A 24,907-nucleotide genomic window follows, 5' to 3' on the forward strand; every position below is an offset into this window, starting at 1 on the left:
GCCGCCGAACCATATCCCAAAACCTTTTTGGGCAGATTAGGCTTGTCCTAAATCCGCGGGCTGTTCGCGGAGGTCATGAAAGAGGTGATATCATGCAAGAACAAGGCATTGGCTGGCTTCTGGCCATTATTGTAGGGGCGGCCGCCGGCTGGGTCGCTGAGCAGATCATGAAGTCCAACCAGGGGCTTCTGATGAACATCATCCTGGGTATTGTCGGTTCGATCGTCGCCAACGCCCTGTTTTCGATGGTCGGTATCGGTTTCGGCGGCGTGATCGGTTACCTGATCGCCGGCATTATCGGCGCCTGTATCCTGATTGCGCTCGGTCGCATGATGCGGGGCCGACACGTTTAACTTAAACGTTTCAGCCCTTATAAAGCAGCCGGCGAAGAGTGAGAGCTTCGTCGGCTGTTTTTTTGGTTATTTCCGGCTGTGATACATATCCAGCAGGTATTCGGCGGCACGGCGGGTTTCATCGAGCGGCGGATAGGGGGCGCCGGCCAGCGAGCCGTTAAACGGATGGGTAATGCCCTTGGCGCGCAGGGTCTCGTGAAAATCCTCGAATTTTTCCCCGGAACCGAGAGAGCGCCGTTCCAGGCTGAGGATCTGGATCGGCTTGCCGGTAGACGCGGCTTCGGTGACCATATTGACCGAATCCTCGGTCACCAGGAAATGATCGGCGGCCTTGAGGAAGGCGAAATAGGGATTGTCGCCCAGACCGTCATAGATAATGCCGGGCAGGTCTTTCAATATGTCCTCGATTACGACGCGGGCTTCCAGCGGCGTGCGGCGGGATACCGTCAGCAGCACTGAGCCCTTGGCTTGGGTAATGGCCGCATGAACCTCCTCGGCGAGTATCCGGGCATGGGCGGCGTCGAGGTCATAGGCTTTCGACCGCCCGCCGATCAGGACGGCGACGCGGGGCTTCGGCAGGCCCTTCAGCTTGTTGCGCCACGCCTTGAGGCCGTTGTTCAGCTTCGTGGCTTCGATACGGTTAGTGGAGCCGATGATCGACAGGACATTCCCGCCTTCGACATGATCATGCTCGGGGGCGATAACTAGATCGAACGCCTTCAGGTTATGGCGCGGATCCTGGAGCTGGACCACAAAGGTCTGTCCTTTGGACCGGGCCCGCATCCGGCTGCTGTGCGGAATGGTGGCGCGGCCCGCGGCAATCCAGATATCCGGCCAGGGGGCATCCAGCGTATCGCTGCCAGGGCTTAACATTCGGTCAGGCATGATCTTGAGCGCCGAGGGCAGGCGGTCAAACAGATCGTTGTAACGAATACGTTTCTTGATGATCTTGGCCGGGCTGATCCGCGCCACGGCTTCGGCCAATCCCAGAACCTGGTTTTCAATGCCCGCCCGTCCATCGGACACGGCCCAGATTATGAGCGGCAGAGGCATACCTCACTCCCATCCTCACACGGCCAGGCCGGGCGATTCACGATAAACGTCAAAAACGTGCGCGGACCTGATATTGACCAGATCCGCGCAAGCCGTTGTGTTCATTGCAGCGCAAAAAAGCAAGACCTTATTGGTCCCGCATTTCCGTCAGAGCCATTCAACCTTGAGAATTTCGTACGCCTTGACGCCACCGGGGGTCTGGACCTCCACGACATCACCGACCTCCTTGCCGATCATGGCGCGCGACAGCGGCGACGACAGCGAAATCTTGCCCGATTTCACGTCGGCCTCATGGTCGCCGACCACCTGGTAGCGGCCTTCTTCCTCGGTGTCCTCGTCGATCACGGTGACCGTGGCGCCGAACTTGATCTTATTGCCGGAAAGCTTCGATACATCGATCACCTGGGCGCGGCTGATCTTGTCCTCGATCTCGGCGATCTGGCCTTCGATCCAGCCCTGACGCTCCTTGGCGGCGTGGTATTCGGCGTTTTCTGACAGGTCGCCATGGGCGCGCGCTTCCGAAATGGCGGCGATCACGCTCGGGCGCTCGACCGACTTCAAACGCTTCAGTTCATCGTCGAGAACCTGGTAGCCCGCGACGGTCATCGGCACTTTTTCCATGTGCGATTAAAATCTTTATTCCGCCCTGAGGAATGACAAAAATCCTGACGTCGGTTGAGGGGGACAACAACCGGTCAGGACGAATACTTTCGATGGTGGGCTTGTTCGTTTCCTGCTGACGCAGTGCACAAAACGAAACCGGCAGCCCTTATAGTTCTATTTGCCGTGATTTAAAAGAACTTTTGCGGGCTGCCGGTTTATCGAATGGATTCAGCCGGCCAGCGGCGCGGCGGGCACCGGCGCATTCGGATCGACAAGCTTGATGTCGATCAGCTTGATGCCGAGGGCGCGGGCATCCACCGGAATGGCGGCAGCGGCCTTGGCGGCTTTGAAGGCGGCGCCGCGACCGGTGAATTTTTCCGCGGCTTTCGTGGCAACGACCTCTTCCTCATCCTTCGCCGGCTCCTCGACCAGGAAGCGGATCCGGAGGTTTTCGCTGCGCAGGGCCGAGGCCGGCAGGGGCAGGGTATTGAGCGTGGTGCGGTTGGTGAGATTGACCTCGCCCACCTTGACGCCGTTGACGAAGACGCTGACCAGGACCGGCTGGCGGCTCTTGGCCTTCATCGTCATGTCCAGTTCCTTGGGCTTGGGCGTATCGAACTGGACGTGTTTGATCGGGATACGCAGGTTGGCCGCCGGGCCCTCGCTCCACACGCCGTCATATTCCGGGCGCGACCAGTTTTCATCAAGCAGGCAGGTGCCCTGATCCAGCCAGCCGAAGCGGACCTCCGAACGAAGCGGCGACCATTCGGGCTTCGGCAGGTCGATATGGCTGTCCTTTGGCGGGATGATCCACACGCCGTCAAGCATCCGCAGGCGCGGCCACAGTTCCTGCGGTGCATCGCACTGCTTCAGGAAGACGAACAGGTGGTCGGACTTGACCTCGCCGCGCTTAAAGGCGTCCATGCCGGCTTCCTGATTGGCGATCTGGATCAGGTTTTCACGCGCCGCATACATGGTATTGACCGGCTTGACCTGCGAGGTGGCGCGCCAGGTCAGTTCATAGAACAACTTGTCGTTCATGTGCACATTGGCGGGGTAGAAATCGATGCCCTTGGCGGCACTGACCAACTGGTCCCATTCAGGGCTCGGCGTCTCGTAGAAAATCTGGTCGGAGGCGGCGAGTTGCGTGGCCTGGCGCATGGCTTTGGACATGCCGGAGATGTCATAGGCCTGCACGACCAGAACCAGCGGCAGCAGGATGGCGATGGTCTTCGGACGGCTCTTGAACAGGACCACAAGGGCGGTTGCGACCAGCAGGTAGGTGATCGGCCAGGTCAGGCGGCCGGACGCACGCAGGATGGCGGCCGGATTGCGCAGTTCGTCGGGCAGCCTGAACCTCCAGATGTCGTAGCCGTAGAACTGCGCGTGATTGGAAGTGGCGATCAGCAGCAGCAGCAGGAAGGGAATGGTCAGGGGGCGCAAAGCGGCAATGAAGCCGCGCGCCGCTTTCGCTTCCGGGGTGGTAATGTAGAGCACGATGGCGGCGATCACCAGCACGATCAGGCCGAATCCGAGATACTGGTAGCCTTCAAAGGACTGCCCGCCATCGAGCGGCCACGCCTTGAGAATGGTTGAGAACTCCGGTTTGACCGGATTGAACCAGCCATCGAGCGGGAAGGAATAGTAGCCATAGCCGCCGGCGCCGGGGCTCATGCCCTTGTTGAAGCTGCCGCCGATATAGAGGGCCAGCACGGCCAGGGCGAGCGGCGGGATGGCGCGGATCACGGCGTCGAGCAGGGTTTTCCAGTCGGCGGTCAGCTTGAGTTTGCGCTCGGAAAAATCCGCCTGGACGCCGCCGAAGAAGCGCTTGATGCAGTCACCGCCAAATATGGCAGCGATCATGAACAGCAGATAGGGATGGACCATGCCGGTAACGAACAGCAGGGCCGACCAGCCGAGCATTTTTTCGCCATTACGGAACCAGCTCAGGACGAAACGCCAGCCGGAACCTTCGGGCAGCCTGTCGTCCTTCACATTGATGAAGAGATGGAAGCCCCACAGGATCAGCCACTGGGCCACCAGGGTATCGTGGCGCATCCGATAGTAGAGCATCGGCAGGGCGGACAGGGCGATCGCGCCGCCGAGCGCGGTCCACCTGCCGGGCGCGTGCGGGCGGATCAGCTTGTAGGCGAAGGTGAAGTGCATCACCACGCAGAACAGGAACCACGGGCCGATATACTGGAAATTATCCGGCAGCCACTGGCGGAAAGGCTTGAAGATAAAGGCAAACAAAGGGTTTGAGTCGGTCGAGAAGATGGTGTTGCCGACCGGCGCACCCAGAAGCGTCTCGTGGTTGAAGGTCGACCAGGGCATCCGGCGCCAGGCGTTCCAGCCCAGCACATGCTGGCCCCAGTCATGCTCCATCAGCCAGCCGATGCGCGTCGGGTTGACTACATTGACGTCGAAAAAGGCAGCGAACAGCAAAAGCGGCGCAATCACGCACAGGCCACGATGCAGGCCGGTCCAGACGGCGGGCGGGGTCTGCCTGAGGGCTTGCATGAGTTTCGCGTATAGCTGGCCGGGACGGAGCCAATTCGGCAAGGTCATTGTGTCTTGTACTCAGATTAAGGTAGGGCGCGGGTGTGCAACAATCGTGCCTTTGCCCAAGCCGCATGACTTTTTTGCGGCAATAGAAGGCGCGGCGGTCGCAATTTTTTGCAGCGCAATCATAGCGCATTTGCCGCAGTTCACAAGCATGTGAACGGTTGACTTTTTGTTACGGGCGACAGCGGGTCAGATGACACCGGAAACGAGCGCCGCCGGCGGCAGGGCGTCCTGAGAGGCTTTGGCCGCGGCTTCGGCCAGCTTGCGGCGATAGTCCTCAAGCGAACCGTAGCGCTGAAAACCGTGCATATTGATGGCGTTGACGTTCAGTTCGAAGTGGATGGCCTGATCGTCCGGGGACAGATGATCGAAGAAGGTCTTCTGCGCCTGGGCCGGCGGCGTCTGACGGGCGATGGCGGCATTGATGGCGGCCACCTCATCCTGCTGGATGGCGGCTTCGCGCTGGCCGAGATCGCTTTGATCCGTCAACTGATGAAACAGGCGGGCATTCTTCGAGTCGATGCCACGCAACTGCCCGCGCGCCGCCAGGCCGCGCAGGGCCTGAATGGCTTTGAGGCGCTTATCCAGTTGGGTGCCGGCCTCGGCGCTGCCAAGGAAGGCCGTCAAAGCATTGAACTGTGCCTGATTGAGCGAGAAGGCGGTGGCGTAGCGGTCACTCTGTAGGCGTTCTGGGGGCAGGCGTTCCGGCGCGGCCGTGACCGGCTGCACGCGCAGCGGCGCCAGCGAGGCATTGACGGACGGGACGGGGGTGACTTCCATGAACCTGACCTCAAAAACAATGGATACCTGCGCATCCGCCCGCGATTTTAGAATATCAGCCTTAAGGGCTTTTTAAGAGACCGGCATTTTTTGACCGGGGCAACCGGCAAGGCAGTGAACGATTGGGGCTTGCGCGACCGCAGGTTTAGGTTAGCGTGCATTCATAAAAATGGGAGCGATAACATGCTAAAGAAAACAACTTTCTTTCCTTTTGCCCTGTCCCTGTGTCTGGCCGGCCTGTCCGCATCTTTTCCACTGGCAGCTCAAGCGGCAACGGTCGCGGCGAATGCACCGGCCCAAACCAACAAACAACGGCTCATTGTGCTCACCGATGTCGGCGCCGACCCGGACGATACGGAATCACTTGTCCGCTTGATGCTCTATTCAAACGAGATCGATATCGAGGGGCTGATAGCGACCACTTCTGTCTGGATGAAAAGCACAGTCAATCCGCAGTCCGTTCGTGAGGTGATTGGCGCCTATGGTCAGGTCCGGGATAATCTGCTTTTGCATGAGAAAGACTATCCGCAGGCGAACGACCTGCTCTCGCTCGTCCGTCAGGGGCTGCCGGTCTATGGCATGGCCGGTGTCGGCGAAGGCAAGGATTCGCCCGGTTCTGACCGTATCATTCAGGTGTTGCAGGAAAAGGACGACCGCCCGGTCTGGGTGACCGCCTGGGGCGGCACCAATACACTGGCCCAGGCGCTCTACAAGATAAAGCACACGATGAGCGAAGCCGAAGCTGCCAGGCTTATCGCCAAACTCAGGGTCCATACCATTTCCGACCAGGACGATACGGGCACATGGATCAGGACGAATTTCCCCAGCCTGTTCTATATCGTCAGTCCCGGCGATTATGGTGCCTCAACCTGGATAGCGATCAACTCGGTCATTCCCGGCATAGACAACACAACCATCAGCAATAAATGGCTGGCGGACAATATCCAGCAGGGGCATGGCCCGCTGGGCGCCATTTATCCCGATGTCGGCTATGGCATGGAAGGGGACACGCCCTCCTTCCTGTCACTGATCCCCAACGGACTGAATGATCCGGAGCATCCCGACAAAGGGGGCTGGGGCGGCCGTTATGAACTCTACAAGCCGCAGCCCTATGCCGATGCAGCGGGGAATATGCCGGGCGGCGTGCCTTATGTGCCGGAAACGCGGCCTATCTGGACTAATGCGAGTGACGACTATGCGCCGCCGGAAATGGGGGAATACAACCGCGCCATACATTTCGGCACGAAGACGTTTTCAGGCAACAAGGTCAGCCTGTGGCGCTGGCGGGACGATTTCCAGAACGATTTCGCCGCGCGCATGGCGTGGACAACGAAACCGTTCAATGAAGCGAACCATCCGCCCGTCGTGCGACTCGATGTGCCTGAAGTCCTGACCGTGAAATCCGGTCAGGGCTTCGCGCTCAGCGCCAAGGGAACGACCGATCCCGACGGCGACAGCCTGACCTATCTCTGGTTCCAGTATCCCGAAGCCGGCACCCTCAAGACAATCATGAAAATGTCCGCGGAAGACGTTCAGGGCGTCTGGGTGGAGGGCACGACCGTCACCCGGCCGGAAACGACGGAATTTATTGTTCGCGTAACGGACAAGGGTACGCCGCCCCTGACGCGCTATAAACGGGTGACGGTGAAAATCCAGCCCTGATCAGTTCATGAACCCGCGGTGATTTTTGAGGATCGCCGCGGGTTCATACCGTCAGGCATAGGCCTGGATCGGGCGGACATCGAGCCCTTCATTGGCGCCGGACTTGATGGCGCGGGTGGCGGCCACGGCGCCCGATGCCGTGGTGTAGTACGGGATCTTCTGCATCAGGGTGGCGCGGCGCAACGAGAACGAATCCGCCAGTGACTGTTTGCCCTCTGTGGTGTTGAAGACCAGGTCAATCTCGCCGTTCTTGATGGCGTCAAGGATGTTCGGACGGCCTTCCAGCACCTTCTTGATCGGCTCGATATCGAGGCCCTGGGCCTTCAGGTAATCGGCAGTGCCGCCGGTGGCGACGACCTTGAAACCGAGGTCCAGAAGCGTGCGGATCGACTCGACAATGACCGGCTTGTCCATGTCCTTGACCGAGACGAAGACCTTGCCCGATGTCGGCAGCTTCACACCGGCGCCGAGCTGAGACTTGGCAAAGGCGCGCGAGAAGGCGTCCATCATGCTCTCGCCGTCACGCACCCAATCGAGGCCCATGACCTCGCCGGTCGAGCGCATTTCTGGCCCAAGCACCGTATCGACATTGGCGAAGCGGGCGAACGGGAAGACGACTTCCTTGACCGCGACATGGCTGTAGTCGCGCGGCTTGAGATCGAACGAGGCCAGGGTTTCGCCCGCCATGATCTTGGCGGCGATACCGGCCAGGGGCTGGCCCAGGGTCTTGGCGACGAAGGGCACGGTGCGCGAGGCGCGCGGATTGACTTCGAGCACGAAGATTTCCGGCGCGTCCGAATAAGGGTGCAGGATGGCGAACTGGACGTTCATCAGGCCGCGCACTTTCAGCGCTTTTGCCAGTTCGATGGTCTGGCGCTCCAGTTCTTTCACCGTTTCCGGTTTGAGTGAGAAGGGCGGCAAGCTACAGGCGGAGTCGCCCGAGTGGACGCCGGCCTCTTCGATGTGCTCCATGATGCCGGCGACGAAGACATTGCCGGACCCATCGGCCAGGGCGTCGGCATCGACTTCGATGGCGGCCGAGAGATACTGGTCTATCAGCACAGGGCTATCGCCCGAAACCTGCACGGCTTCGCGGACATAGCGCGCCAGTTGCTCGTCATCGCGGACGATTTCCATGGCGCGGCCGCCGAGCACATAGGACGGGCGGATGACGATCGGATAGCCGACCTCGTGGGCGCCCTTGAAGGCTTCTTCCGGGGTGCGGGCAATGGCGTTGACCGGCTGCTTCAGGTCGATATCGCGCAGCAGGTGCTGGAAGCGCTCGCGGTCTTCGGCCAGGTCGATGGCGTCCGGCGAGGTGCCGAGGATGGGGATACCCTCGTCTTCCAGCGCCTGGGCCAGCTTGAGCGGGGTCTGGCCGCCGAACTGCACGACCACGCCGCGCAGGTCGCCCTTCGATTGCTCGACATGGATCAGTTCCAGCACGTCTTCGGCCGTCAGCGGCTCGAAATAGAGGCGGTCGGAGGTATCGTAATCGGTCGAGACGGTTTCCGGATTGCAGTTGACCATGATGGCCTCGATGCCCATGTCCTTGAAGGCAAAGGCGGCGTGGCAGCAGCAATAGTCGAACTCGATGCCCTGGCCGATCCGGTTCGGACCACCGCCTAGGATGATCGCCTTGGCGCGTTCCGAAGGCTCGGCCTCGTTTTCCGGCACCTGGCCGAGCGCGCCCGATTCGTAGGTCGAATACATATAGGCGGTCGAGGAGGCGAATTCGGCGGCGCAGGTGTCGATGCGTTTGAAGACCGGGCGAACATTGAGTTCCTGACGGACTTTGCGGACTTCCTTCTCGGTCTTGCCAGTCAGTTGCGCCAGACGCTTGTCGGAGAAGCCCATGGCTTTCAGGCTGCGGAACGCCTTGGCCGAGGTCGGCAGGCCGAGCGCGCCGATCTTGGCTTCTTCCGAGACAATGGCCTCGATCTGGCGCAGGAACCACGGCTCGTATTCGCAGGCGGCATGGATGTCCTCGACCGACAGGCCGTGGCGGAAGGCCTGTGCGATGACGCGGACGCGGTCCGGCGTCGGGCGGCCCAGTTCGCGGATGACGGCATCGCGGATGGCGTCGGGATTTTCAGCAGTCTTCACACCGGCAATTTCGACTTCATCGAAGCCGCTGAGGCCGGTTTCCAGGCCGCGCAGGGCCTTCTGCATCGACTCGGCGAAGGTGCGGCCGATGGCCATGACTTCACCGACAGACTTCATCGAGGTGCCGAGCAGGGGCTCCGAACCGGGGTATTTCTCGAAGGCGAAGCGCGGAATCTTGGTGACGACGTAGTCGATCGAGGGCTCGAACGAGGCCGGGGTGGTCCTGGTGATGTCGTTCTGCAATTCGTCGAGCGTGTAGCCGACGGCCAGCTTGGCGGCGATCTTGGCGATCGGGAAGCCGGTGGCCTTGGAGGCGAGCGCCGAGGAGCGCGATACGCGCGGGTTCATCTCGATAACGATCATGCGGCCGTCGCGCGGATTGAGCGCGAACTGCACGTTCGACCCGCCGGTCTCGACGCCGATCTCGCGCAGCACGGCCAAGCTTGCCGAACGCATGATCTGGTATTCCTTGTCGGTCAGGGTCAGGGCGGGGGCCACCGTGATCGAATCGCCGGTATGAACGCCCATCGGATCGACGTTCTCGATCGAGCAGACGATGATGCAGTTGTCGGCGGTATCGCGCACCACCTCCATCTCGTATTCCTTCCAGCCGACGATCGATTCCTCGATCAGCACTTCGCTGGTGGGCGAAAGGTCGAGGCCGCGTTCGACGATTTCCTTGAATTCTTCCTGATTGTAGGCAATGCCGCCGCCGGTGCCGGCCAGGGTGAACGACGGACGGATAACCGCCGGCAGGCCGCCAATGGCTTCGAGACCGGCCACGGCCTCATCCCAGGTGTGGGCGACTGCGGACCTGGCCGATTCGAGGCCGAGTTTATCCATAGCGTCGCGGAACTTCTGCCGGTCTTCGGCCTTGTCGATAACCTCGGCCTTGGCGCCGATCATCTCGACATTATACTTTTTCAGAACGCCGGCGGCGTCGAGCGAAAGCGCCGTATTGAGCGCGGTCTGGCCGCCCATGGTGGGGAGCAGCGCATCCGGGCGCTCCTTGGCGATGATCTTCTCGACGAATTCGGGGGTGATCGGCTCGATATAGGTGGCGTCGGCGATGTTCGGATCGGTCATGATCGTCGCCGGGTTCGAATTGACCAGAATGATGCGGTAGCCTTCCTCGCGCAGGGCTTTACAGGCTTGTACGCCGGAATAATCGAACTCACAGGCCTGGCCGATCACAATAGGGCCTGCGCCGATAATGAGAATGGACTTGATATCTGTGCGTTTGGGCATCTCGGTCTTTCGTAACACAAGGCGCAACCTTGCCAGTTGCGCAAAATTAGAGCGGGCTGTGAGTCCACAGTCCGGTTAAAAAAATCGCGCCGCTTCGGGCGCTGCATGTTTTATGGCTAAGCGGGTGCTTTAGAGCCTATGTTCCCGCGTTGCAACCCTTGAATCGAGAATCTCGGACCGATCATCACGATGTGAAGATATGTAATAACGGGAAACATCGGCACGGCCGCTGATGCCGCAATTCAACACCCGTCCCGTAATGGTTAACGTGGACTGGCAGAGCCAGGGGATTGGTGTTAAGACTTTTGCAACCTGCGCGTAAACTTAAGGGGGGCTGCATGAAACCGGCCGCTGTACCTGTACTGAGTGCGTGTGCTTTCCTGATACTGGCTATTCCGGCTCTTGCGGCGCAAGGGACGCGGAGCTGTGGCGCCGGCGCAATCCGGGCCGCGGCGGCGAAGCAGGTCGCCCCGCGCCTGGTCGGCTGCCGTTATGATGACGTGGCCGTGCCCCTGGCCCAGTATTTTGCTATTTTCCCCGCCCTGACCAAAACGCCGGGCGATGACGCCTCCAGCACCATACTTCAGCAGACCCCGGCGGCCGGTGAGCCGCTGACCGCCGGCGGACAACTGGCCCTGCAGGTCTCGGTCGGGCCGGCGCGTGGGCCGCAAACCGCCGAAACGTCGGCCATTTCTTCTTCAACGGATTCGCCTTCAACGGAGGCGCCAATGACTGAAACACCTGTAATTGAAACACCTGTGGCGGACGCTCAGGCCGACCTGCCGCCACCTGTTCAAAAAGCGCCGGTCGAGGATGCCGTTCCGGCGGCTTCTGCCGAGGCCCCGATGGCCGAACCCAAGGCCGCGGAGGCGCCTCATAATGTTCCGCCGAAATTCGCCTGGCCGAAACTCTCCCTGCCCAAATTTGACCTGCCCAAATTCCACCTGCCTGAAATCACTGTGCCCAGATTGACCTTCCCGGCCTACCTGCTGCGGCCCGGTCTCGCCTGGGCATGGATCGGCACGGCCCTGGTCGGTGTCCTGCTGTTTTTCGTCTGGCGCGGGCGCCGGCCGCGCTCGGAAATCACCTATGACCGGGTGCCGCAGGTCAGTGCGCGGTTCGTCTTCGGACCCAGCCGCCTCAGCGCCAGCGGGCCGCTGGTCATGGAAAGCGGAGTATCCCCATGACGCTGACGACTGAAACACCTGCCGGCGCAATCTGGTTCGATGACCTGATCGATGCGGACACCCGTGCCGAGATTGAAACAGAGGTCATTGAGGCGGCGAACCGGGATCGCGTTCTGCGCGACCTCATCCTGACGACGCCCATCCTGCGCAGTGCCATCCTGCGGGCCGTCAGGACGGCCTTGCATTTCGATCCGCTGGCCCTGCTGGCCGATGGCTGGTGTACGGCGAAGGATATCCGCGCTGCCTGCCGTGAAGGCGCAAAGACGGACGCGCCGATTGTGCTGAAACTGTCTTCCCACAGCATTGAACGTGATATCCATCCGGCCATCAAGGTGACCATCGGCTTTGAGAAGAGCTTTGACCTGGATGTCGGGCTGGGGCTGGCCGGGACATTTGACGGCATTGCCCTGACGATCCGTGACAGCCGGCTGGAATCGGTCGGGGCCGGCACCTGTGGCCTGGCCCTGCTGGTGCGGGTGGCGGGTCGTCCGGTGATCAGCCGCGATATCAAAATGCTGGACCTGCCGGCGGAATATCGCTTTGCGCAGCCGCTGGCGCTCAGATAGACTGACAGTTTTCAGAGAAAAACATGCGAAAGCCAGCCTCTGTAGATAGCCTGACCGAATTCGGTCGCGTGCGGTTGTCTAAATCGTTCTTTATGCGGGATTTTCTATTCTCAGATATTGCGGCGATTCATGGTCTTTCCAATATCCCTTATGATCCTGATTTGGCCATCAAGGCAGGAAAGAAGCTATGCGCAGACCTGCTTGAACCCTTGCAAGAGACGTTTGGGCGCGTTGCCGTACGGTCGGCCTATCGCTCTGAAGACGTCAATCAATTCGGCAATGAAAAAGGTTATAATTGTGCCAGCAATGAGAGCAATTATGCCGGTCATATCTGGGACAGGCTCGACGCAAATGGCCATATGGGAGCGACAGCCTGCGTAATCGTTCCAGCCTTTTGGGACCGGTTTCAGCAGGCAGGCGACTGGCAGAAGCTGGCGTGGTGGGTTCACGACAATCTGCCTTACAGCGAACTTGAGTTCTTTCCGAAGTACTGGGCGTTCAATATCAACTGGAATGAAGCGCCGAAGCGTCGAATTTACAGTTACGTAAACCCGAAGGGTTGGTTGACAAAGCCCGGCATGGAAAACCATGCCGGGGATCACAGCGCACATTGGCGGGATATTCTTTAAGCCGAAACCTTGGCGGCGCGCATGTTCTGGGCAAAGCGCTCAAACAGGTAGAGGCTGTCCACCGGACCGGGCGAGGCTTCCGGGTGGTGCTGCACCGAGAACACAGGCTTACCCGTCATGGCGATACCGCAGTTGGAACCATCGAACAGCGAAACGTGGGTCTCGACCACGCCTTCCGGCAGCGAGTCGCGGTCTATGGCGAAGCCGTGGTTCATCGAAACGATTTCGACCTTGCCGGTGGTCTCGTCCTTCACCGGATGGTTGGCGCCGTGATGGCCCTGGCTCATCTTGATGGTCTTGGCACCCAGGGCGATGCCGAGCATCTGGTGGCCCAGGCAGATGCCAAAGACCGGAACGCCCGACTTTACGAGCTTCTGGATAACCGGCACGGCGTATTCGCCGGTGGCGGCGGGGTCGCCGGGGCCGTTCGACAGCAGGACGCCATCCGGCTTGCGGGCGAGAATGTCTTCGGCCGAGGTCTTGGCGGGCACGATCTGCACCTCGGCTCCGATGTCGACGAGGGCGCGCAGGATGTTCTGCTTGACGCCATAATCGATAACCACGACCTTGAATTCTTTCTTGGTGCCGTCGCTGAAGCCTTGGGGCCATTGCCACAGGTCGGTGGTGTAAGCGGCCTGTTGCGTCACCGTGGCGTCGATGGCGAGATCGAGGCCGCCGAGGCCCTTCCATTCGCGCGCTTTCGCCTTTAGGGCTTCAAGATCGAAGACGCCGGAGGGCGAATGGGCGATGACGCCATGCGGCATCCCGTGTTCACGGATTTTCTTCGTCAGAGACCGCGTATCGATGCCGGACAGGCCGACGACGCCGCGCTGGACCAGCCAGTCATTGAAGGACAGGGTCGAACGCCAATTAGCTGGCGGGGTGGGGGCGTCGCGGAAGATGGCGCCCTTGGCAGCACGCTTGGGGTCGTTACCAAGTTGTTCGACATCGTCGGCATTGACGCCGACATTACCGACGTGCGGGAAGGTGAAGGCGACGATCTGCTCCATATAGGAGGGATCGGTGAGGATTTCCTGATAGCCGGTCATGGCGGTGTTGAAGCAGACCTCGCCCAGCGCATCGCCCGTGGCGCCGCACCCGAGGCCCTGATAGACCGTGCCGTCCGAAAGAACCAATACGCCCGTGCAACCTTCCAGAAGTTCAGTTGTCATGGCGTATCATCTCCTTTTTGAAACAAGCAGCGCCACCCGGCGCGCAAACGGCCGGACACATAGGGGGCGAGGGCCGAAAGGTCAATTGTTAATGACTAAAAAGACATCACGATTCCGCGCCTTTTGTAAGAAGGTGTGTAACACGGCATTGACCTCTTAGTTCCAAATCGGGTCTAAGGCGGACATGGAAAGCGTTGCTATCTCCCTGTTTCTCTTGCTGGCCGTCGTGGTCAGCGGCTGGCTGTCGCGGCTGTCGCCCCTGTCCATACCGACGCCGGTGGTGCAGATCGCGCTGGGCGCCGTTATCGCGCTGTCCACCGGCGCCGCGGTTGACCTGGAGCCGGACGTCTTCTTTCTGCTCTTCCTGCCGCCGCTTTTGTTCTATGATGGCTGGAAGATCCCAAAAGAGGGCCTGTTCCGCGACAAGGGCACCATATTGCAGCTTGCCCTGGGGCTGGTAGTTTTCACGGTGGTGGGGCTCGGCCTGTTCATTCACTGGATGATCCCGCTGATGCCTCTGGGAGCCGCCTTTGCCCTGGCGGCGATCCTGTCGCCCACCGATCCCATAGCCGTTTCCGCCATATCGACCAAGGTGCCGATCCCCAAGCGGCTGATGCACATTCTTGAAGGCGAGTCCTTGCTGAATGACGCGTCGGGCCTGGTCTGTATGCGTTTCGCGGTGGCCGCTGTCGTGACCGGCAGCTTCTCGCTGGTCGATGCCTTCGGTGCTTTCCTGTGGCTGGCCATCGGCGGTTTGGCCATCGGTATTAGCGTCACCTGGGTGGTGACGCGCGTAAAGGGGCTGATTTCGCGCCGGATCGGCGAGGAGGCGGGGTCGCAGGTGCTGATCAGCCTGCTCATTCCCTTCGGCGCCTATCTGCTGGCCGAACGCCTCCATTGTTCGGGCATCCTGGCCGCGGTCGCCGCCGGGATCACCATGAGCTATGCCGAGCAAAGTGGTCAGGCCCTGGCCGATACGCGCGTCCGCCGCAATGCCGTCTGGGACATGATCCAGTTTACGGCCAACGGCATCATCTTCGTGCTGCTGGGCGAACAGTTGCCGAGCATCGCCTCGCGCGCCGCCCATGTCGTCCAGTTTACGGGCCATACCGATCCGCTGTGGCTGATCGTCTATGTCGCCGCCATCAGCTTTGCCCTGATCGCCCTGCGTTTCCTGTGGGTGTGGGTGGCCCTGCGCTTCACCCTGTTCCGGGCGGTGCGCAAGGGGCTGCCGGTGCAGCGGCCGAGCCTGCGCCTGATCGCCGCCACATCGCTTGCAGGGGTGCGCGGCGCCATAACGCTTGCCGGTGTTCTGACCATTCCGTTTTTCGTTGCCGACGGCTCGGCCTTTCCGTCGCGCAACCTGATCATCTTCCTGGCGGCGTCGGTGATCGTCGTTTCGCTGCTGCTGGCCAGCATCGGCCTGCCATTCCTGCTGAAGAACCTGAAACTGCCGCCGGAACCGAAGGCCCTGGCGGAAGAAGACAATGCCCGCGCCGCCGCCGCCGAAGCGGCCATCGAGGCGATCGAACAGCTTCAGAAAGCGAAGAGGGTGGGCCGCAACGAAACCGAGCTTTATGGCGAGGCCGCGGCGCGGGTGATGGAGGTTTATCGCCGCCGTATAGAAAAGCAGGGCCTGCAGGGTGAGGCCGTATCGCACCTGCGTAAGCTGGAGGAGATCGAGCGGCAACTGCGCCTGGCCGGCATCCGCGCCGAGCGTGACGTCTATTACGAACTGAGCCGGTCACGGGAACTGTCCGACGAGATATCCCGGCGGCTGATCCGAGAGGCCGACCTGGCCGAGGCGCGCCTGACCGGCAGCTAGGCCGCAAGAGTGGCGATAATGCCTTCCAGTTGCTCGAACTGCTCGCCGAACCCGCTTGTCGCGCCGGAGACCATGGCCTCGTCGAGGGCTTCCTTGGACGGATAGAGATCGTGCCAGACGACCAGGGTCTGGCCGTCGCGTTCCTCAAAGGTGACGGTGGTGATGGCGCCTTCTTCGTCACCTTCCTCATTGGTCCAGACGATGCGCGCGTTCGGCACCACGTCGAGATACTTGCCGAAGAAGGCCATCGGCTGTTCCATCGAGGGGTGGCTGATCACCAGGCGATAACTGCCGCCTGTGCGGACATCCATTTCGCAGGACAGTATGGTCATGCCGAACGACTTTGGCGTCCACCAGCGCCGGAACAGGTCGGGATCACTCCATGCCCTGAAGACGACATGGGCCGGGCCATTGACGGTCCGCGTGATGACGAACTCGCGGTCGGAGACACGTTCCGCGGTCGTAGGATTATTTTGCGTCTGGCTCATTGTTTAGCTCCCTCTGTTTCAATTCTTCGACAATCTCATCCAGCGCTTCGAACCGCGCGGCCCAAAGCTGCTGATACCGTTCGATCCAGGCGGCTTCTTCCGCCATTTTGCGCCGGCCCAGCTTGCAGGTCCGCACGCGGCCGACCTTTTTCGTGACGACAAGGCCCGCCGCTTCCAGAACACTGACGTGCTTTTTCATGCCCGTGAGGGTCATGTGGAACCGGTCGGCCAGATCGGTGATCGAGGCGTCAGACCGGCCAAGCTGTTCCAGCACCCCGCGCCGGGTGGGATCGGAGAGCGCGGCGAAAGAGCTATCAAGAGGGGGTATATACTGAACCATTTGGTTCAGTATATACCCCCTAAATGAACGACACGCAAGGGGTAAGGCTGAGTGCGGAATTCGGGAAGGGAGTGCTTTGCTCGGGTAAATTTAAGAAGATCACGGAAAGGCACAGAAAAAGACGGAAACACACGAAATATGAGTTTTGCGCTAATCCTGTGCCCGAAGGGCTTTCATTTGCGTGTGCCTAAGCAATGGCGTCATGAAGGCGCTTCGCGCAGAAGGCGTCACGCAAAGAATTCCGTGTCCGTCCGTCTTTTTCCGTGCCTGTCCGTGATTCCCTTATCCAACTCTAAACCTACCGCACGGTCGTCCATGGACGGCTGAGCAGGACGGCGCAGGTAATCAACCCCACAAGTGAATAGGTTTGCGGGAAATTGCCCCACAATTCGCCGGTATCGACCTTCACGTCCTCCGACAGCAGTCCGGAATGGGTGCGACGCGCCAGCATGGCCTCGAACAGCTCCCGCGCCTCCTCGGTGCGGCCCATCAGGTGCAGGGCCTCGATGTACCAGAAGGTGCAGAAGTTGAAGGCGGTTTCCGGTTCGCCGAAATCATCCGGCTCGACGTAGCGGTAGAAGTTGTCGCCCTTGCGCAATTGCCGTTCGCATTCCTTAAAAGTGGCCACGCACCGCGGATCATCGGCCGGCAGGAAGCCCAGTTCGAATAGTTGGAGCAGGCTGGCATCGACCTCCTCGCCACCGAAGGAACCGGTGAAGATGCCGAGTTTCTCGTTCCAGGCCTTTTCCTCGATCGCCTTACGGATGATGCCGGCGCGTTTGCTCCAGAAGCTGCTGCGGTCTTTCAGGCCGAGCGACAACGCCACATTGGCCAGCCGGTCGCAGGCCGCCCAGCACAGCAGGGCGGAATAGGTGTGGACGCGGGCGATGGTGCGGAACTCCCACAGGCCGGCGTCGGGCTTGTCATAGACGGCAAAGGCGCGGTCGCCGACCTTTTCTAGGGCGTGGAAATCGGCCACCGTGCCGACGCGCAGAAAGCGGGCATCAAAGAAGGATTGCGTCAGCGGCAAAATCATCTGGCCGTAGACATCGTGCTGGTGATGCTCGTAAGCCTGATTGCCAACGCGCACCGGCCCCATGCCGCGATAGCCTGTCATATCGGGGGCGATGCGCTCGGTCAGGTCGCTTTGCAGGGACACGCTGTAAAGTGGTTGCACATGGCCGCCGGCGGCCTGGTCGGTCAGGTTGCGCAGGTAGACGAGATAGCTTTCCAGCATGTCGGCGGCGCCCAGCCGGTTTAGCGCCCGCACCACATAATAGGCGTCCCTGATCCAGCAGTAGCGGTAATCCCAGTTGCGGCCGGTATTGGCGGCTTCGGGGATGGAGGTGGTCATGGCCGCCACGATGGCGCCGGTGTCATCGTAGGAGCAGAGCTTTAGCGTGATGGCGGCGCGGATCACCGCCTCCTGCCATTCCAGAGGGATGGTGAGGGTGCGCACCCAGCCCTGCCAGTAGGCGATGGTGGCGCGCAGCATGTGCTCGGCGTCGGTCAGCACGTCATTGGGGTAGGGCTCGTCCGGACCCAGGTGGAAACCGAGCGGGCCTTCCAGCCGAAAGGTCTGGTCTTCTCGTAAGTAAGTGAGGGGCGCATTGGTGGTCAGGCGCATCACCGCCGGGCCGCATTCATAACGGATGTGGCTGGAGCCATAGGTGGCGGCGCCGAGGTCGCGTCCCCAGTTTCCGGTCGGGGCCATGCGGATACGGATGCGCGGCGTGCCCGAAACCGGCCGGATCAGGCGGTAAAAGGCCCATGGCTTGTAGGTGCGGTTGAGATGATGCAGGCGCGGAGCGAAGTCGATGACCTCGACCACGGCGCCGTGACGATCGCGCATTTCGGTGCGCAGCACGGCAGTATTACGGATATAGGCTTGGGTGGTTTCGTTGACATCGGCCATCTCGACACTCCAGAAGCCAGCCTCTTCCGAGCCTCCACAAGCCGGTTCCAGCAGGGCGGAAAAGACCGGTTCGCCATCGATGCGCGGATAGCAGGCCCAGACAAAGCGACCCCGGCGGTCGATCAGGGCGGTGGCGGCACAGTTACCGATGGGGGAGAGGTCGAGATTGGTCTGTTCAGGCACGAGAGCACTTTCCGAAAAGTGTGACGCACTTTTCGGGTTAAAAAGTGCGGTAGAGCTAAAAATTCAGAGCGCCGATCTGACACAGTCAGATTGGAAAACGCTCTGAATAGCTCCGGGCAATATATCTTGATACGCGAATGGGCATTCGCAGTGATCACAAAACCCCTCACAATCGATCACAGAAACGCGAGGTCGGTTGAAAAGAGTTTCTCATGGGTGTTAGGTTGATAGACGCATGGCTATACGGCCTCAAGACGAAAATATTGTCTTTATGGAAATTTTATTTTCCATATTCATCTCAATAATCTCAATAAATATTCTTATTTTGTCACAATTGAGGCTGGGCTGTACTTTGAAAACGATGGTCGGCGAAGGTATTTGCCGTGTCCATCGGCGTTAATGAAGTGGAACGGGCTAATGAATATATGCAAAGTCGTAAACGGCAGGGTGCTGCCCGGATGACGGTCGCCACCAAGATCAACGCCCTGATGCGCTGCGCCCTCGATGATATCTCCCTGTTTCTCGATCTCGACGGCACATTGGCGCCCTTTACCGACATGCCGGAAGCGGTGGGGCCGGATATTGCCCGCAATGCCCTGATCCGCAACCTGGCCATGCGCCTGGAAGGCCGGCTGGCGGTCGTCAGCGGCCGGCCGATCGCAGATATCGACCGCATCCTGGAAGGCGTGGTGCCGGCCGTGGCCGGCAGTCATGGCCTGCAAAGGCGTGATGCGCGGCTGGACATGATCGTGGCGCCGATCCATTCCGGCGTGGCGCAGGCCCGGCAGGAAATCGCCACCTTCGTGCGCAAATATCCGGAACTGCATGTCGAGGAAAAGCCGCTCAGCGTGGCCCTGCATTACCGTGCGGAACCGACCCTGGAGCCGGTGGTCGATGTCTTCGCCGAGGATCTGGCGCGTCGCACCGGCCTCAAGCTGCAACGCGGCGTCATGGTGATCGAATTCCTGACCCCCGGCATGGACAAGGGTCGGGCGGTGCGCGCCTTCATGGTCGAGCCGCCCTTTGCCGGCACCCGGCCGGTGTTCGTCGGCGACGATCTCACCGACGAGGACGGCTTCCGCGTCGTGCGCTCTTTCGGCGGCATCGGCGTGCTGGTCGGGGGACTGCGCGAAACCTTCGCCGATTACCGCCTCGGCAATGTGGAGGCCGTCCATCACTGGCTCGCGCGCGGGCTGCAAACTGAATGTCTTGAACTGGAGACCGCCATTGAGCCGTCTTATCGTCGTATCTAACCGCGTCAATCCGCCGGCCGATCCCGGTGTCGGCACTGCCGGCGGCCTGGCCATGGCGCTTTCGGCCGCCCTGCGCGAGGACAAGGGGCTGTGGTTCGGCTGGAGCGGCCACACCGTCGAGCCCTATACCGGCCAGTTGTCCATGCAGGTGGTCGGCGGCGTCACCGTGGCCCTGCTCGATCTCGATACCCAGGACGAGCAGGAATATTACAACGGCTATGCCAACCGTACCCTGTGGCCGCTGTTCCACTACCGGCCGGATCTGGTGAACTATGAGCGCAGCTTCGATGAGGGCTATGAACGGGTCAATACGCGCTTTGCCGAGACCCTACTGCCGCTGATCGGACCGGATGACATCATCTGGGTGCAGGACTATCACCTGATCCCGCTGGGCCGCGAACTGCGCAAGCGCGGCGTGAAGAACCGCATCGGCTTTTTCCTGCATATCCCCTGGCCGGCGCGGCGCATCCTCTCCACCCTGCCACGCCATGCGGAATTGGTTGAATCGATGTTCAGTTATGACCTGGTGGGTTTCCAGACCGAGGATGATGTCGAAGCCTTTACCGATTACGCCATCCATGACGCCGGTGCGGCGCTGGAAAAGGACGGCGTGATCAGTGCTTATGGCCGACGCATCCGCGCCCGCGCTTTCCCGATCGGCATTGACGCCACGGATTTTGAAGCCACGCTGAAAAGCGAACGCGCCGAACTGTTCTACAAGACCATGCTGAACAGCCAGGCCGGCCGCAAGATGCTGCTGGGCGTCGACCGGCTCGACTATTCCAAGGGGCTGGAGGAACGCTTCACCGCCTATGAAACCCTGCTGGCCAATAATCCGGGAATGCACGGGCACCTGTTCTTGTTGCAGATCGCCACGCGGTCACGCGATGAGGTGGACGCCTATCAGGATCTGCGCGGGCGGCTCGATAACCTCTCCGGCAAGATCAACGGCGCCTATGCCACGGTCGACTGGGTGCCGCTGCGCTATGTCAACCGCGCCTATCGCCGCGACGAACTGGCCGGCATCTACCGCGCCGCTGATATCGGCCTGGTGACCCCCCTGCGCGACGGCATGAACCTGGTGGCCAAGGAATATGTGGCGGCACAGGATCCGGAAAATCCGGGCGTGCTGGTGTTGTCGCAGTTCGCCGGCGCCGCCGAGCAGATGAAGGAGGCGCTGATCGTCAATCCGCTCAGCCGCGAGGATGTCTCAGAGGCCGTGCATCGCGGCCTGTCCATGCCGCTGAAGGAACGCAAACGGCGCTGGGAATCCTTGATGGAAAACGTGCGCAGAAATGACGTCTCGCGCTGGCGGGATGATTTCGTCGCCTGCCTGAAAACGCCGATCACCGAACTGGCCGGGGTGGAATAGGCGCGGCTATTGCGAGGATGAACTCTCAGAGGCGGCGCTGTCCGAGGAAGCGCTCATCATGTTCATTCCGCTCATGCTGCCGGAGGGGCACTGATCCATAGCGCCGTGAGCGGCCGGCATGTCGCTCATATGACTCATGCTGCTCATGCCCATGCTCTGGGACATATTATGATCCATGCCTTGCCCCATGCCTTGCCCCATGCCTTGGGCCAGGTTTTGGGACATGCTGCCGCAGGCCATCATGGAACTGCTGGTGCTTGAGGCGCCGGCGCCCTGCGTATTCGCAGGGGGTGGTGTTTGCGTCTGGGTGAAAGCGGGCAGCGCCGCCACGCCGGTGAGAAAGGCAGCCGTGGCCGCCAGGGGCAGAAAGGCTTTCATGGGAAATGTCCTTGTCGGGAAACGCGGTCAGGCGACCGCGCGCGGGAGCCTATGCCTCCCCTTGTAAGGACGTGCATTCTTTGTCGGGTGTTTAAAGTAAACGGAGTGTAAAAACGTCGTTATCTTGCCGTGGCGCGCAGGCCATAGGGGCCGTCCACAATATCGCGCCCCCGCCGGGTCAGTTTCACCTTGCCGTAGCTTTCGGACATATCGAGCACTTTCGTGACCCCGCCATTGCCTTTCCAGCTCCAGGTGATCCAGCCCGTGCTTGTCTCCTGCGCCACCTGCATCAGGTGCAGGTGATCGACGGCATTGCCGTCCTCGACCAGTTCGCGGTCGCCGAATTCACCGAGCAGGAAGGGCACGCCCTCTGCGCGCAGATCGGCGATATTCCGGTCGATCTTTTCCGGTGAATTCCATGGTTTGTTATAGGCATGGACCGAGACGATCAGGTTGTGCAGCGGGTCCAGGGCCTGAAGAGTCTTGCCGCGCCCTTCCAGGAAGCTGCCGGTCGCCTGCCCGCAATCGGCGGCGTCAATCACGATCGGCGCGCGATAGCCGCGCGCGCGCAGGGCGCGGACCAGGTCGGTATAGGTCGCCATGTAGCCGGCGTAATTGTCTTTTGAGGTGCCCCATTCATTGGCGATATTGAGCATCAGGTACGGCTGATATTTTCGCTCGTTGAGCACATCGGCCCAGCGCGTCAGCCACAGGTCGCGGGTGTCGCGGCGCAGGCGGGCGCTGTCGGTGCCGCAGGTGATGTCGCTTTCCCAGTAAAAGACCATGACCGGCAGCTTTCGTCTGACGGCGGCATCGAGCGCCTTGCGCAAATCTTTCGCCGAGGTGTTCCGTCGCAGTTGCAGGCGGATGATATTGGCGCCGGTTGAGGATATGGCCCTGATGGCCGGCAGGGCGGCCTTGGGGTTGTCACCATATTGCAGATTAATGCCGCGGGCGATGAAGGGCGTACCATCGGGTCTGAGGATGTCGCTGCCTTCGGTATGGAAAACCGGCGCCGGGGCCTTGTGCAGGGCATCAAGGGCCGATTGCAGGGTGGTGCAACCGGACACCGTCAGTGTCAGGCAAACCGCTGCCATAGCCTTGATCCAGTGTTTTACCGCCATTTGCAGGTTCTCCGCGTCACCCGCAGAATGGCGGCAAAAGTTTGCCAAGATGATAATATCTGTTCTTCATTTTGGCGGCGAAATGCCTATATAGGCCGGTGCGGTTCGATGATCATTTCCTGGAAGAACTCAAGACGCGTCTGCGGCCCTCGGAGGTCATAGGCAAGAGCGTCAAGCTGCGCAAGAATGGCCGCGAATGGGTGGGGCTTTCGCCCTTCAGCAAGGAGAAGACGCCGTCCTTCTACGTTAATGACGAGAAGCGTTTCTTTCATGATTTCTCCTCCGGCAAGCACGGCGACATCATTTCCTTCCTGCAGGAAACCGAGCGCCTGAGCTTCAACGAGGCGGTCGAGAAACTGGCCGCCGAGGCCGGCATGGCCCTGCCGGTCGATACCCCTCAGGCCAAGGCGGCCGAGATGAAGCGCCGGTCCCTGACCGACTGGATGGACTTGGCGCAGAAGTGGTTTGTCGCGCGTTTACAGGACAAGACCCCCGCCGCCCAGAATGCCCGTGATTATCTCGAACGGCGCGGGCTCTCGAAGGAAGATATCGTTACCTTTGGCCTGGGCTATGCACCGCGCGATCGTACGGCGCTGAAAGACGCGCTGATCCAGCGCGGCGCAAAGGTTTCCGAACTGGTCGAATGCGGCCTGCTGATCGAGGTCGAGAACGGCTCGGCCCCCTATGACCGCTTCCGCGACCGGCTGATGTTCCCGATCGAGGACCAGCGCGGCATCGTCGTCTCCTTCGGGGGGCGGGCGCTCAATCCGGACGACAAGGCGAAATACCTCAACGGACCGGAAACGACCCTGTTCCACAAGGGCCAGATGCTGTTTGGACTGCCCAAGGCGCTGAAGCTGCTCGGCGCCCAGGAAAATCACGCCGAACTGGTGGTGGTCGAAGGCTATATGGACGTCATTGCCTGCCAGCGCGCCTATGTGGCCGCCGTGGCGCCGCTCGGCACGGCCCTGACCGAGGAGCAGATCGATATCCTGTGGCGCCGCCATCCGGAGCCGACCCTGTGTTTCGATGGCGACAAGGCCGGGCAGCGTGCCGCCTCGCGCGCGCTCGATCGTGCCCTGCCGAAGCTCAAGCCCGGCCGCTCGTTCAAGGTCTGCCTGATCACCGGCGGCAAGGATCCGGACGATGTGCTGCGCGAAAAGGGGGCGCTGGCCCTGCGCGAGGCTCTGAAGGAGACGCGGCCGTTCGTGGAGGTGTTGTTCAGCCGCGAGGCGGAAGCCGAGCCGCTCGATACGCCGGAGCGCAAGGCCGGTTTCAAGAAGCGCCTGCGGGCGCTGGCGGCGCAGATCGAGGATAAGGATCTCGCCGAAGCCTATCGCCAGGATCTGCTGGAGCGCTATGACGCCCTGATTGCGCCTCAGCGGCAAGCCGGTTTTCAGGGGAAGGCCCCGTTCGTGCCAAACGGCGCGTCGGCTGCCCCGCGCAAGCCCTGGCAACCGGGACAGAAGCGCGAAATCTATATCCCGCCGGCGATGGAGGAAACGCGCCGCGCCGCCGTTAATCTCTCCGCCGCCCTTGATCCGACGGCGGCCAGTCTGGCGCAGGGCCTGGTCGATAATCCGGACTGGATGCTCGACCAGGTGGAGGGGCTCGAAGCCTATGGGTTTGGCGACGAGGCGCTCAATCCGCTGGCCAAGGCGCTCATCGCCCTCAGTTTTCAGCACGAAGGGCTTGACAGGTCCGCCTTGAGTCGCCATCTGCAAAAGCAAGGACTTGGTGCATTGTTAAGCGAGATACAGAAGGCGGCCCTAAAGAGCGGCGCGCCATTCCTCTCACCGGACATATCTTCAGCTGATGCCCATGCCCGCTGGTTACAGGCGTTCAACGCGGTCTCGCGTTTGACGGCCTTGGACCGTGCGCTTAATTCGGCCCGCGAACAGGTGGGGACAGAATTTTTTTCACGGCTCAAGCTCGAACGCGATGCCCTGCGGAAGTCCTTGAGAAGCGGACAAATCTGGCAGGACGGCGACGAAAGCCCAACCTAAAAAGCATGAGAAGTCATGTGGTTAAGCTTTCATTCAGACTGTTCTTAATAAGACACATGAGCGGCTCCTGAATTTTCAGGCACGTTGCGGAGACCCATA

20 protein-coding genes are annotated in these 24,907 nt (G+C 60.8%); 9 read left to right on the plus strand and 11 right to left on the minus strand.

The genetic code is table 11. The features are described 5' to 3' along the window. Positions 1-92 precede the first annotated feature (92 nt). The gene (locus tag ACTHND_RS04470; protein WP_090650335.1) at positions 93-353 is read left to right on the plus strand and encodes a GlsB/YeaQ/YmgE family stress response membrane protein; all 261 of its coding nucleotides are present in this window, start codon (positions 93-95) and stop codon (positions 351-353) included. A 66-nt stretch (positions 354-419) separates the two neighbouring features. Here the strand turns inward: ACTHND_RS04470 and ACTHND_RS04475 are convergent, their stop codons facing one another. The 4 genes from ACTHND_RS04475 to ACTHND_RS04490 all read right to left on the minus strand — a co-directional run bounded on the left by ACTHND_RS04475 (position 420) and on the right by ACTHND_RS04490 (position 5,354). Continuing rightward, positions 420-1,406: a mitochondrial fission ELM1 family protein gene (locus ACTHND_RS04475; RefSeq protein ID WP_440176152.1), complete on the minus strand. Its 987-nt coding sequence runs from the start codon at positions 1,404-1,406 to the stop codon at positions 420-422. A gap of 147 nt (positions 1,407-1,553) precedes the next feature. Then, a complete protein-coding gene (greA, locus tag ACTHND_RS04480; protein ID WP_090650332.1) occupies positions 1,554-2,027 on the minus strand; it encodes a transcription elongation factor GreA in 474 nt (157 codons plus the stop codon). A 210-nt stretch (positions 2,028-2,237) separates the two neighbouring features. Next, positions 2,238-4,529, minus strand: a complete 2,292-nt coding sequence (locus ACTHND_RS04485) for a DUF6311 domain-containing protein (protein ID WP_440176154.1) — start codon at positions 4,527-4,529, stop codon at positions 2,238-2,240. 234 nt (positions 4,530-4,763) lie between these two features. After that, a complete protein-coding gene (locus ACTHND_RS04490; protein WP_440176156.1) occupies positions 4,764-5,354 on the minus strand; it encodes a hypothetical protein in 591 nt (196 codons plus the stop codon). A 183-nt stretch (positions 5,355-5,537) separates the two neighbouring features. Here ACTHND_RS04490 and ACTHND_RS04495 point away from each other — a divergent pair, with 183 nt between their 5' ends. Next, positions 5,538-7,016, plus strand: coding sequence for a nucleoside hydrolase-like domain-containing protein (locus tag ACTHND_RS04495; protein WP_440176157.1), 1,479 nt, complete (start codon positions 5,538-5,540; stop codon positions 7,014-7,016). Between the two features lie 51 nt (positions 7,017-7,067). Here the strand turns inward: ACTHND_RS04495 and carB are convergent, their stop codons facing one another. Then, positions 7,068-10,370, minus strand: a complete 3,303-nt coding sequence (carB, locus tag ACTHND_RS04500; protein WP_440176159.1) for a carbamoyl-phosphate synthase large subunit — start codon at positions 10,368-10,370, stop codon at positions 7,068-7,070. Positions 10,371-10,708: 338 nt separating this feature from the next. Between carB and ACTHND_RS04505 the strand changes: the two genes are divergently transcribed. From ACTHND_RS04505 to ACTHND_RS04515, 3 genes are read left to right on the plus strand one after another with little or no spacing between them, the layout of a single operon-like run. Beyond that, positions 10,709-11,557, plus strand: a complete 849-nt coding sequence (locus ACTHND_RS04505; protein WP_440176161.1) for a hypothetical protein — start codon at positions 10,709-10,711, stop codon at positions 11,555-11,557. Continuing rightward, entirely contained in the window at positions 11,554-12,123 is a 570-nt protein-coding gene (locus ACTHND_RS04510) for a hypothetical protein (protein ID WP_440176163.1), read from the plus strand. The genes ACTHND_RS04505 and ACTHND_RS04510 overlap by 4 nt, the downstream gene beginning before the upstream one ends. A gap of 23 nt (positions 12,124-12,146) precedes the next feature. Beyond that, positions 12,147-12,752: a hypothetical protein gene (locus ACTHND_RS04515; protein WP_440176165.1), complete on the plus strand. Its 606-nt coding sequence runs from the start codon at positions 12,147-12,149 to the stop codon at positions 12,750-12,752. Here ACTHND_RS04515 and carA read toward each other — a convergent pair. Then, entirely contained in the window at positions 12,749-13,924 is a 1,176-nt protein-coding gene (carA, locus tag ACTHND_RS04520) for a glutamine-hydrolyzing carbamoyl-phosphate synthase small subunit (RefSeq protein WP_440176167.1), read from the minus strand. The genes ACTHND_RS04515 and carA overlap by 4 nt on opposite strands. Before the next feature lie 184 nt (positions 13,925-14,108). On the opposite strand from carA, the gene ACTHND_RS04525 reads away from it, so the two are divergent. Continuing rightward, positions 14,109-15,749, plus strand: a complete 1,641-nt coding sequence (locus ACTHND_RS04525; protein WP_440176169.1) for a Na+/H+ antiporter — start codon at positions 14,109-14,111, stop codon at positions 15,747-15,749. Here the strand turns inward: ACTHND_RS04525 and ACTHND_RS04530 are convergent. The 3 genes from ACTHND_RS04530 to ACTHND_RS04540 form a co-directional block, all read right to left on the minus strand. Then, a complete protein-coding gene (locus ACTHND_RS04530) occupies positions 15,746-16,237 on the minus strand; it encodes an SRPBCC family protein (protein WP_440176171.1) in 492 nt (163 codons plus the stop codon). The genes ACTHND_RS04525 and ACTHND_RS04530 overlap by 4 nt on opposite strands. Continuing rightward, positions 16,218-16,577 carry an ArsR/SmtB family transcription factor gene (locus tag ACTHND_RS04535; protein WP_440176173.1) on the minus strand — a complete coding sequence of 120 codons (360 nt, stop codon included), beginning with the start codon at positions 16,575-16,577 and terminating at the stop codon, positions 16,218-16,220. The genes ACTHND_RS04530 and ACTHND_RS04535 overlap by 20 nt, the downstream gene beginning before the upstream one ends. Positions 16,578-16,875: 298 nt before the next feature. Beyond that, positions 16,876-18,675, minus strand: a complete 1,800-nt coding sequence (locus ACTHND_RS04540) for a glycoside hydrolase family 15 protein (RefSeq protein WP_440176174.1) — start codon at positions 18,673-18,675, stop codon at positions 16,876-16,878. 425 nt (positions 18,676-19,100) lie between these two features. Between ACTHND_RS04540 and otsB the strand changes: the two genes are divergently transcribed. Both otsB and otsA read left to right on the plus strand, forming a co-directional pair. Further along, a complete protein-coding gene (gene otsB, locus ACTHND_RS04545; protein WP_440176175.1) occupies positions 19,101-19,928 on the plus strand; it encodes a trehalose-phosphatase in 828 nt (275 codons plus the stop codon). Next, entirely contained in the window at positions 19,903-21,300 is a 1,398-nt protein-coding gene (gene otsA / locus ACTHND_RS04550) for an alpha,alpha-trehalose-phosphate synthase (UDP-forming) (RefSeq protein WP_440176177.1), read from the plus strand. Before otsB ends, otsA begins: the two co-directional genes overlap by 26 nt. A gap of 6 nt (positions 21,301-21,306) precedes the next feature. On the opposite strand, the gene ACTHND_RS04555 is transcribed toward otsA, so the two are convergent. Continuing rightward, positions 21,307-21,678, minus strand: a complete 372-nt coding sequence (locus ACTHND_RS04555; protein WP_440176180.1) for a hypothetical protein — start codon at positions 21,676-21,678, stop codon at positions 21,307-21,309. A 119-nt stretch (positions 21,679-21,797) separates the two neighbouring features. Beyond that, positions 21,798-22,802 (minus strand): cellulase family glycosylhydrolase, encoded by a 1,005-nt coding sequence (locus ACTHND_RS04560; protein WP_440176182.1) that lies wholly within the window; start codon positions 22,800-22,802, stop codon positions 21,798-21,800. Between the two features lie 98 nt (positions 22,803-22,900). Between ACTHND_RS04560 and dnaG the strand changes: the two genes are divergently transcribed. Continuing rightward, the gene (gene dnaG / locus ACTHND_RS04565; RefSeq protein WP_440176184.1) at positions 22,901-24,808 is read left to right on the plus strand and encodes a DNA primase; all 1,908 of its coding nucleotides are present in this window, start codon (positions 22,901-22,903) and stop codon (positions 24,806-24,808) included. The last annotated feature ends 99 nt before the right edge of the window (positions 24,809-24,907 follow it).

Source organism: Asticcacaulis sp. (assembly GCF_051954415.1).
GTDB lineage: Bacteria > Pseudomonadota > Alphaproteobacteria > Caulobacterales > Caulobacteraceae > Asticcacaulis.

Bases quoted from the DNA above. Each gene is read 5' to 3' on its own strand.
- carB (WP_440176159.1), bottom strand. From the start codon at position 10,370: ATGCCCAAACGCACAGATATCAAGTCCATTCTCATTATCGGCGCAGGC.
- ACTHND_RS04535 (WP_440176173.1), bottom strand. From the start codon at position 16,577: ATGGTTCAGTATATACCCCCTCTTGATAGCTCTTTCGCCGCGCTCTCC.
- ACTHND_RS04475 (WP_440176152.1), bottom strand. From the start codon at position 1,406: ATGCCTCTGCCGCTCATAATCTGGGCCGTGTCCGATGGACGGGCGGGC.
- ACTHND_RS04555 (WP_440176180.1), bottom strand. From the start codon at position 21,678: ATGAAAGCCTTTCTGCCCCTGGCGGCCACGGCTGCCTTTCTCACCGGC.
- ACTHND_RS04510 (WP_440176163.1), top strand. From the start codon at position 11,554: ATGACGCTGACGACTGAAACACCTGCCGGCGCAATCTGGTTCGATGAC.
- ACTHND_RS04560 (WP_440176182.1), bottom strand. From the start codon at position 22,802: ATGGCGGTAAAACACTGGATCAAGGCTATGGCAGCGGTTTGCCTGACA.
- ACTHND_RS04490 (WP_440176156.1), bottom strand. From the start codon at position 5,354: ATGGAAGTCACCCCCGTCCCGTCCGTCAATGCCTCGCTGGCGCCGCTG.
- ACTHND_RS04525 (WP_440176169.1), top strand. From the start codon at position 14,109: ATGGAAAGCGTTGCTATCTCCCTGTTTCTCTTGCTGGCCGTCGTGGTC.
- otsB (WP_440176175.1), top strand. From the start codon at position 19,101: ATGCAAAGTCGTAAACGGCAGGGTGCTGCCCGGATGACGGTCGCCACC.
- carA (WP_440176167.1), bottom strand. From the start codon at position 13,924: ATGACAACTGAACTTCTGGAAGGTTGCACGGGCGTATTGGTTCTTTCG.
- ACTHND_RS04530 (WP_440176171.1), bottom strand. From the start codon at position 16,237: ATGAGCCAGACGCAAAATAATCCTACGACCGCGGAACGTGTCTCCGAC.
- ACTHND_RS04485 (WP_440176154.1), bottom strand. From the start codon at position 4,529: ATGCAAGCCCTCAGGCAGACCCCGCCCGCCGTCTGGACCGGCCTGCAT.
- ACTHND_RS04470 (WP_090650335.1), top strand. From the start codon at position 93: ATGCAAGAACAAGGCATTGGCTGGCTTCTGGCCATTATTGTAGGGGCG.
- ACTHND_RS04515 (WP_440176165.1), top strand. From the start codon at position 12,147: ATGCGAAAGCCAGCCTCTGTAGATAGCCTGACCGAATTCGGTCGCGTG.
- greA (WP_090650332.1), bottom strand. From the start codon at position 2,027: ATGGAAAAAGTGCCGATGACCGTCGCGGGCTACCAGGTTCTCGACGAT.
- ACTHND_RS04505 (WP_440176161.1), top strand. From the start codon at position 10,709: ATGAAACCGGCCGCTGTACCTGTACTGAGTGCGTGTGCTTTCCTGATA.
- ACTHND_RS04495 (WP_440176157.1), top strand. From the start codon at position 5,538: ATGCTAAAGAAAACAACTTTCTTTCCTTTTGCCCTGTCCCTGTGTCTG.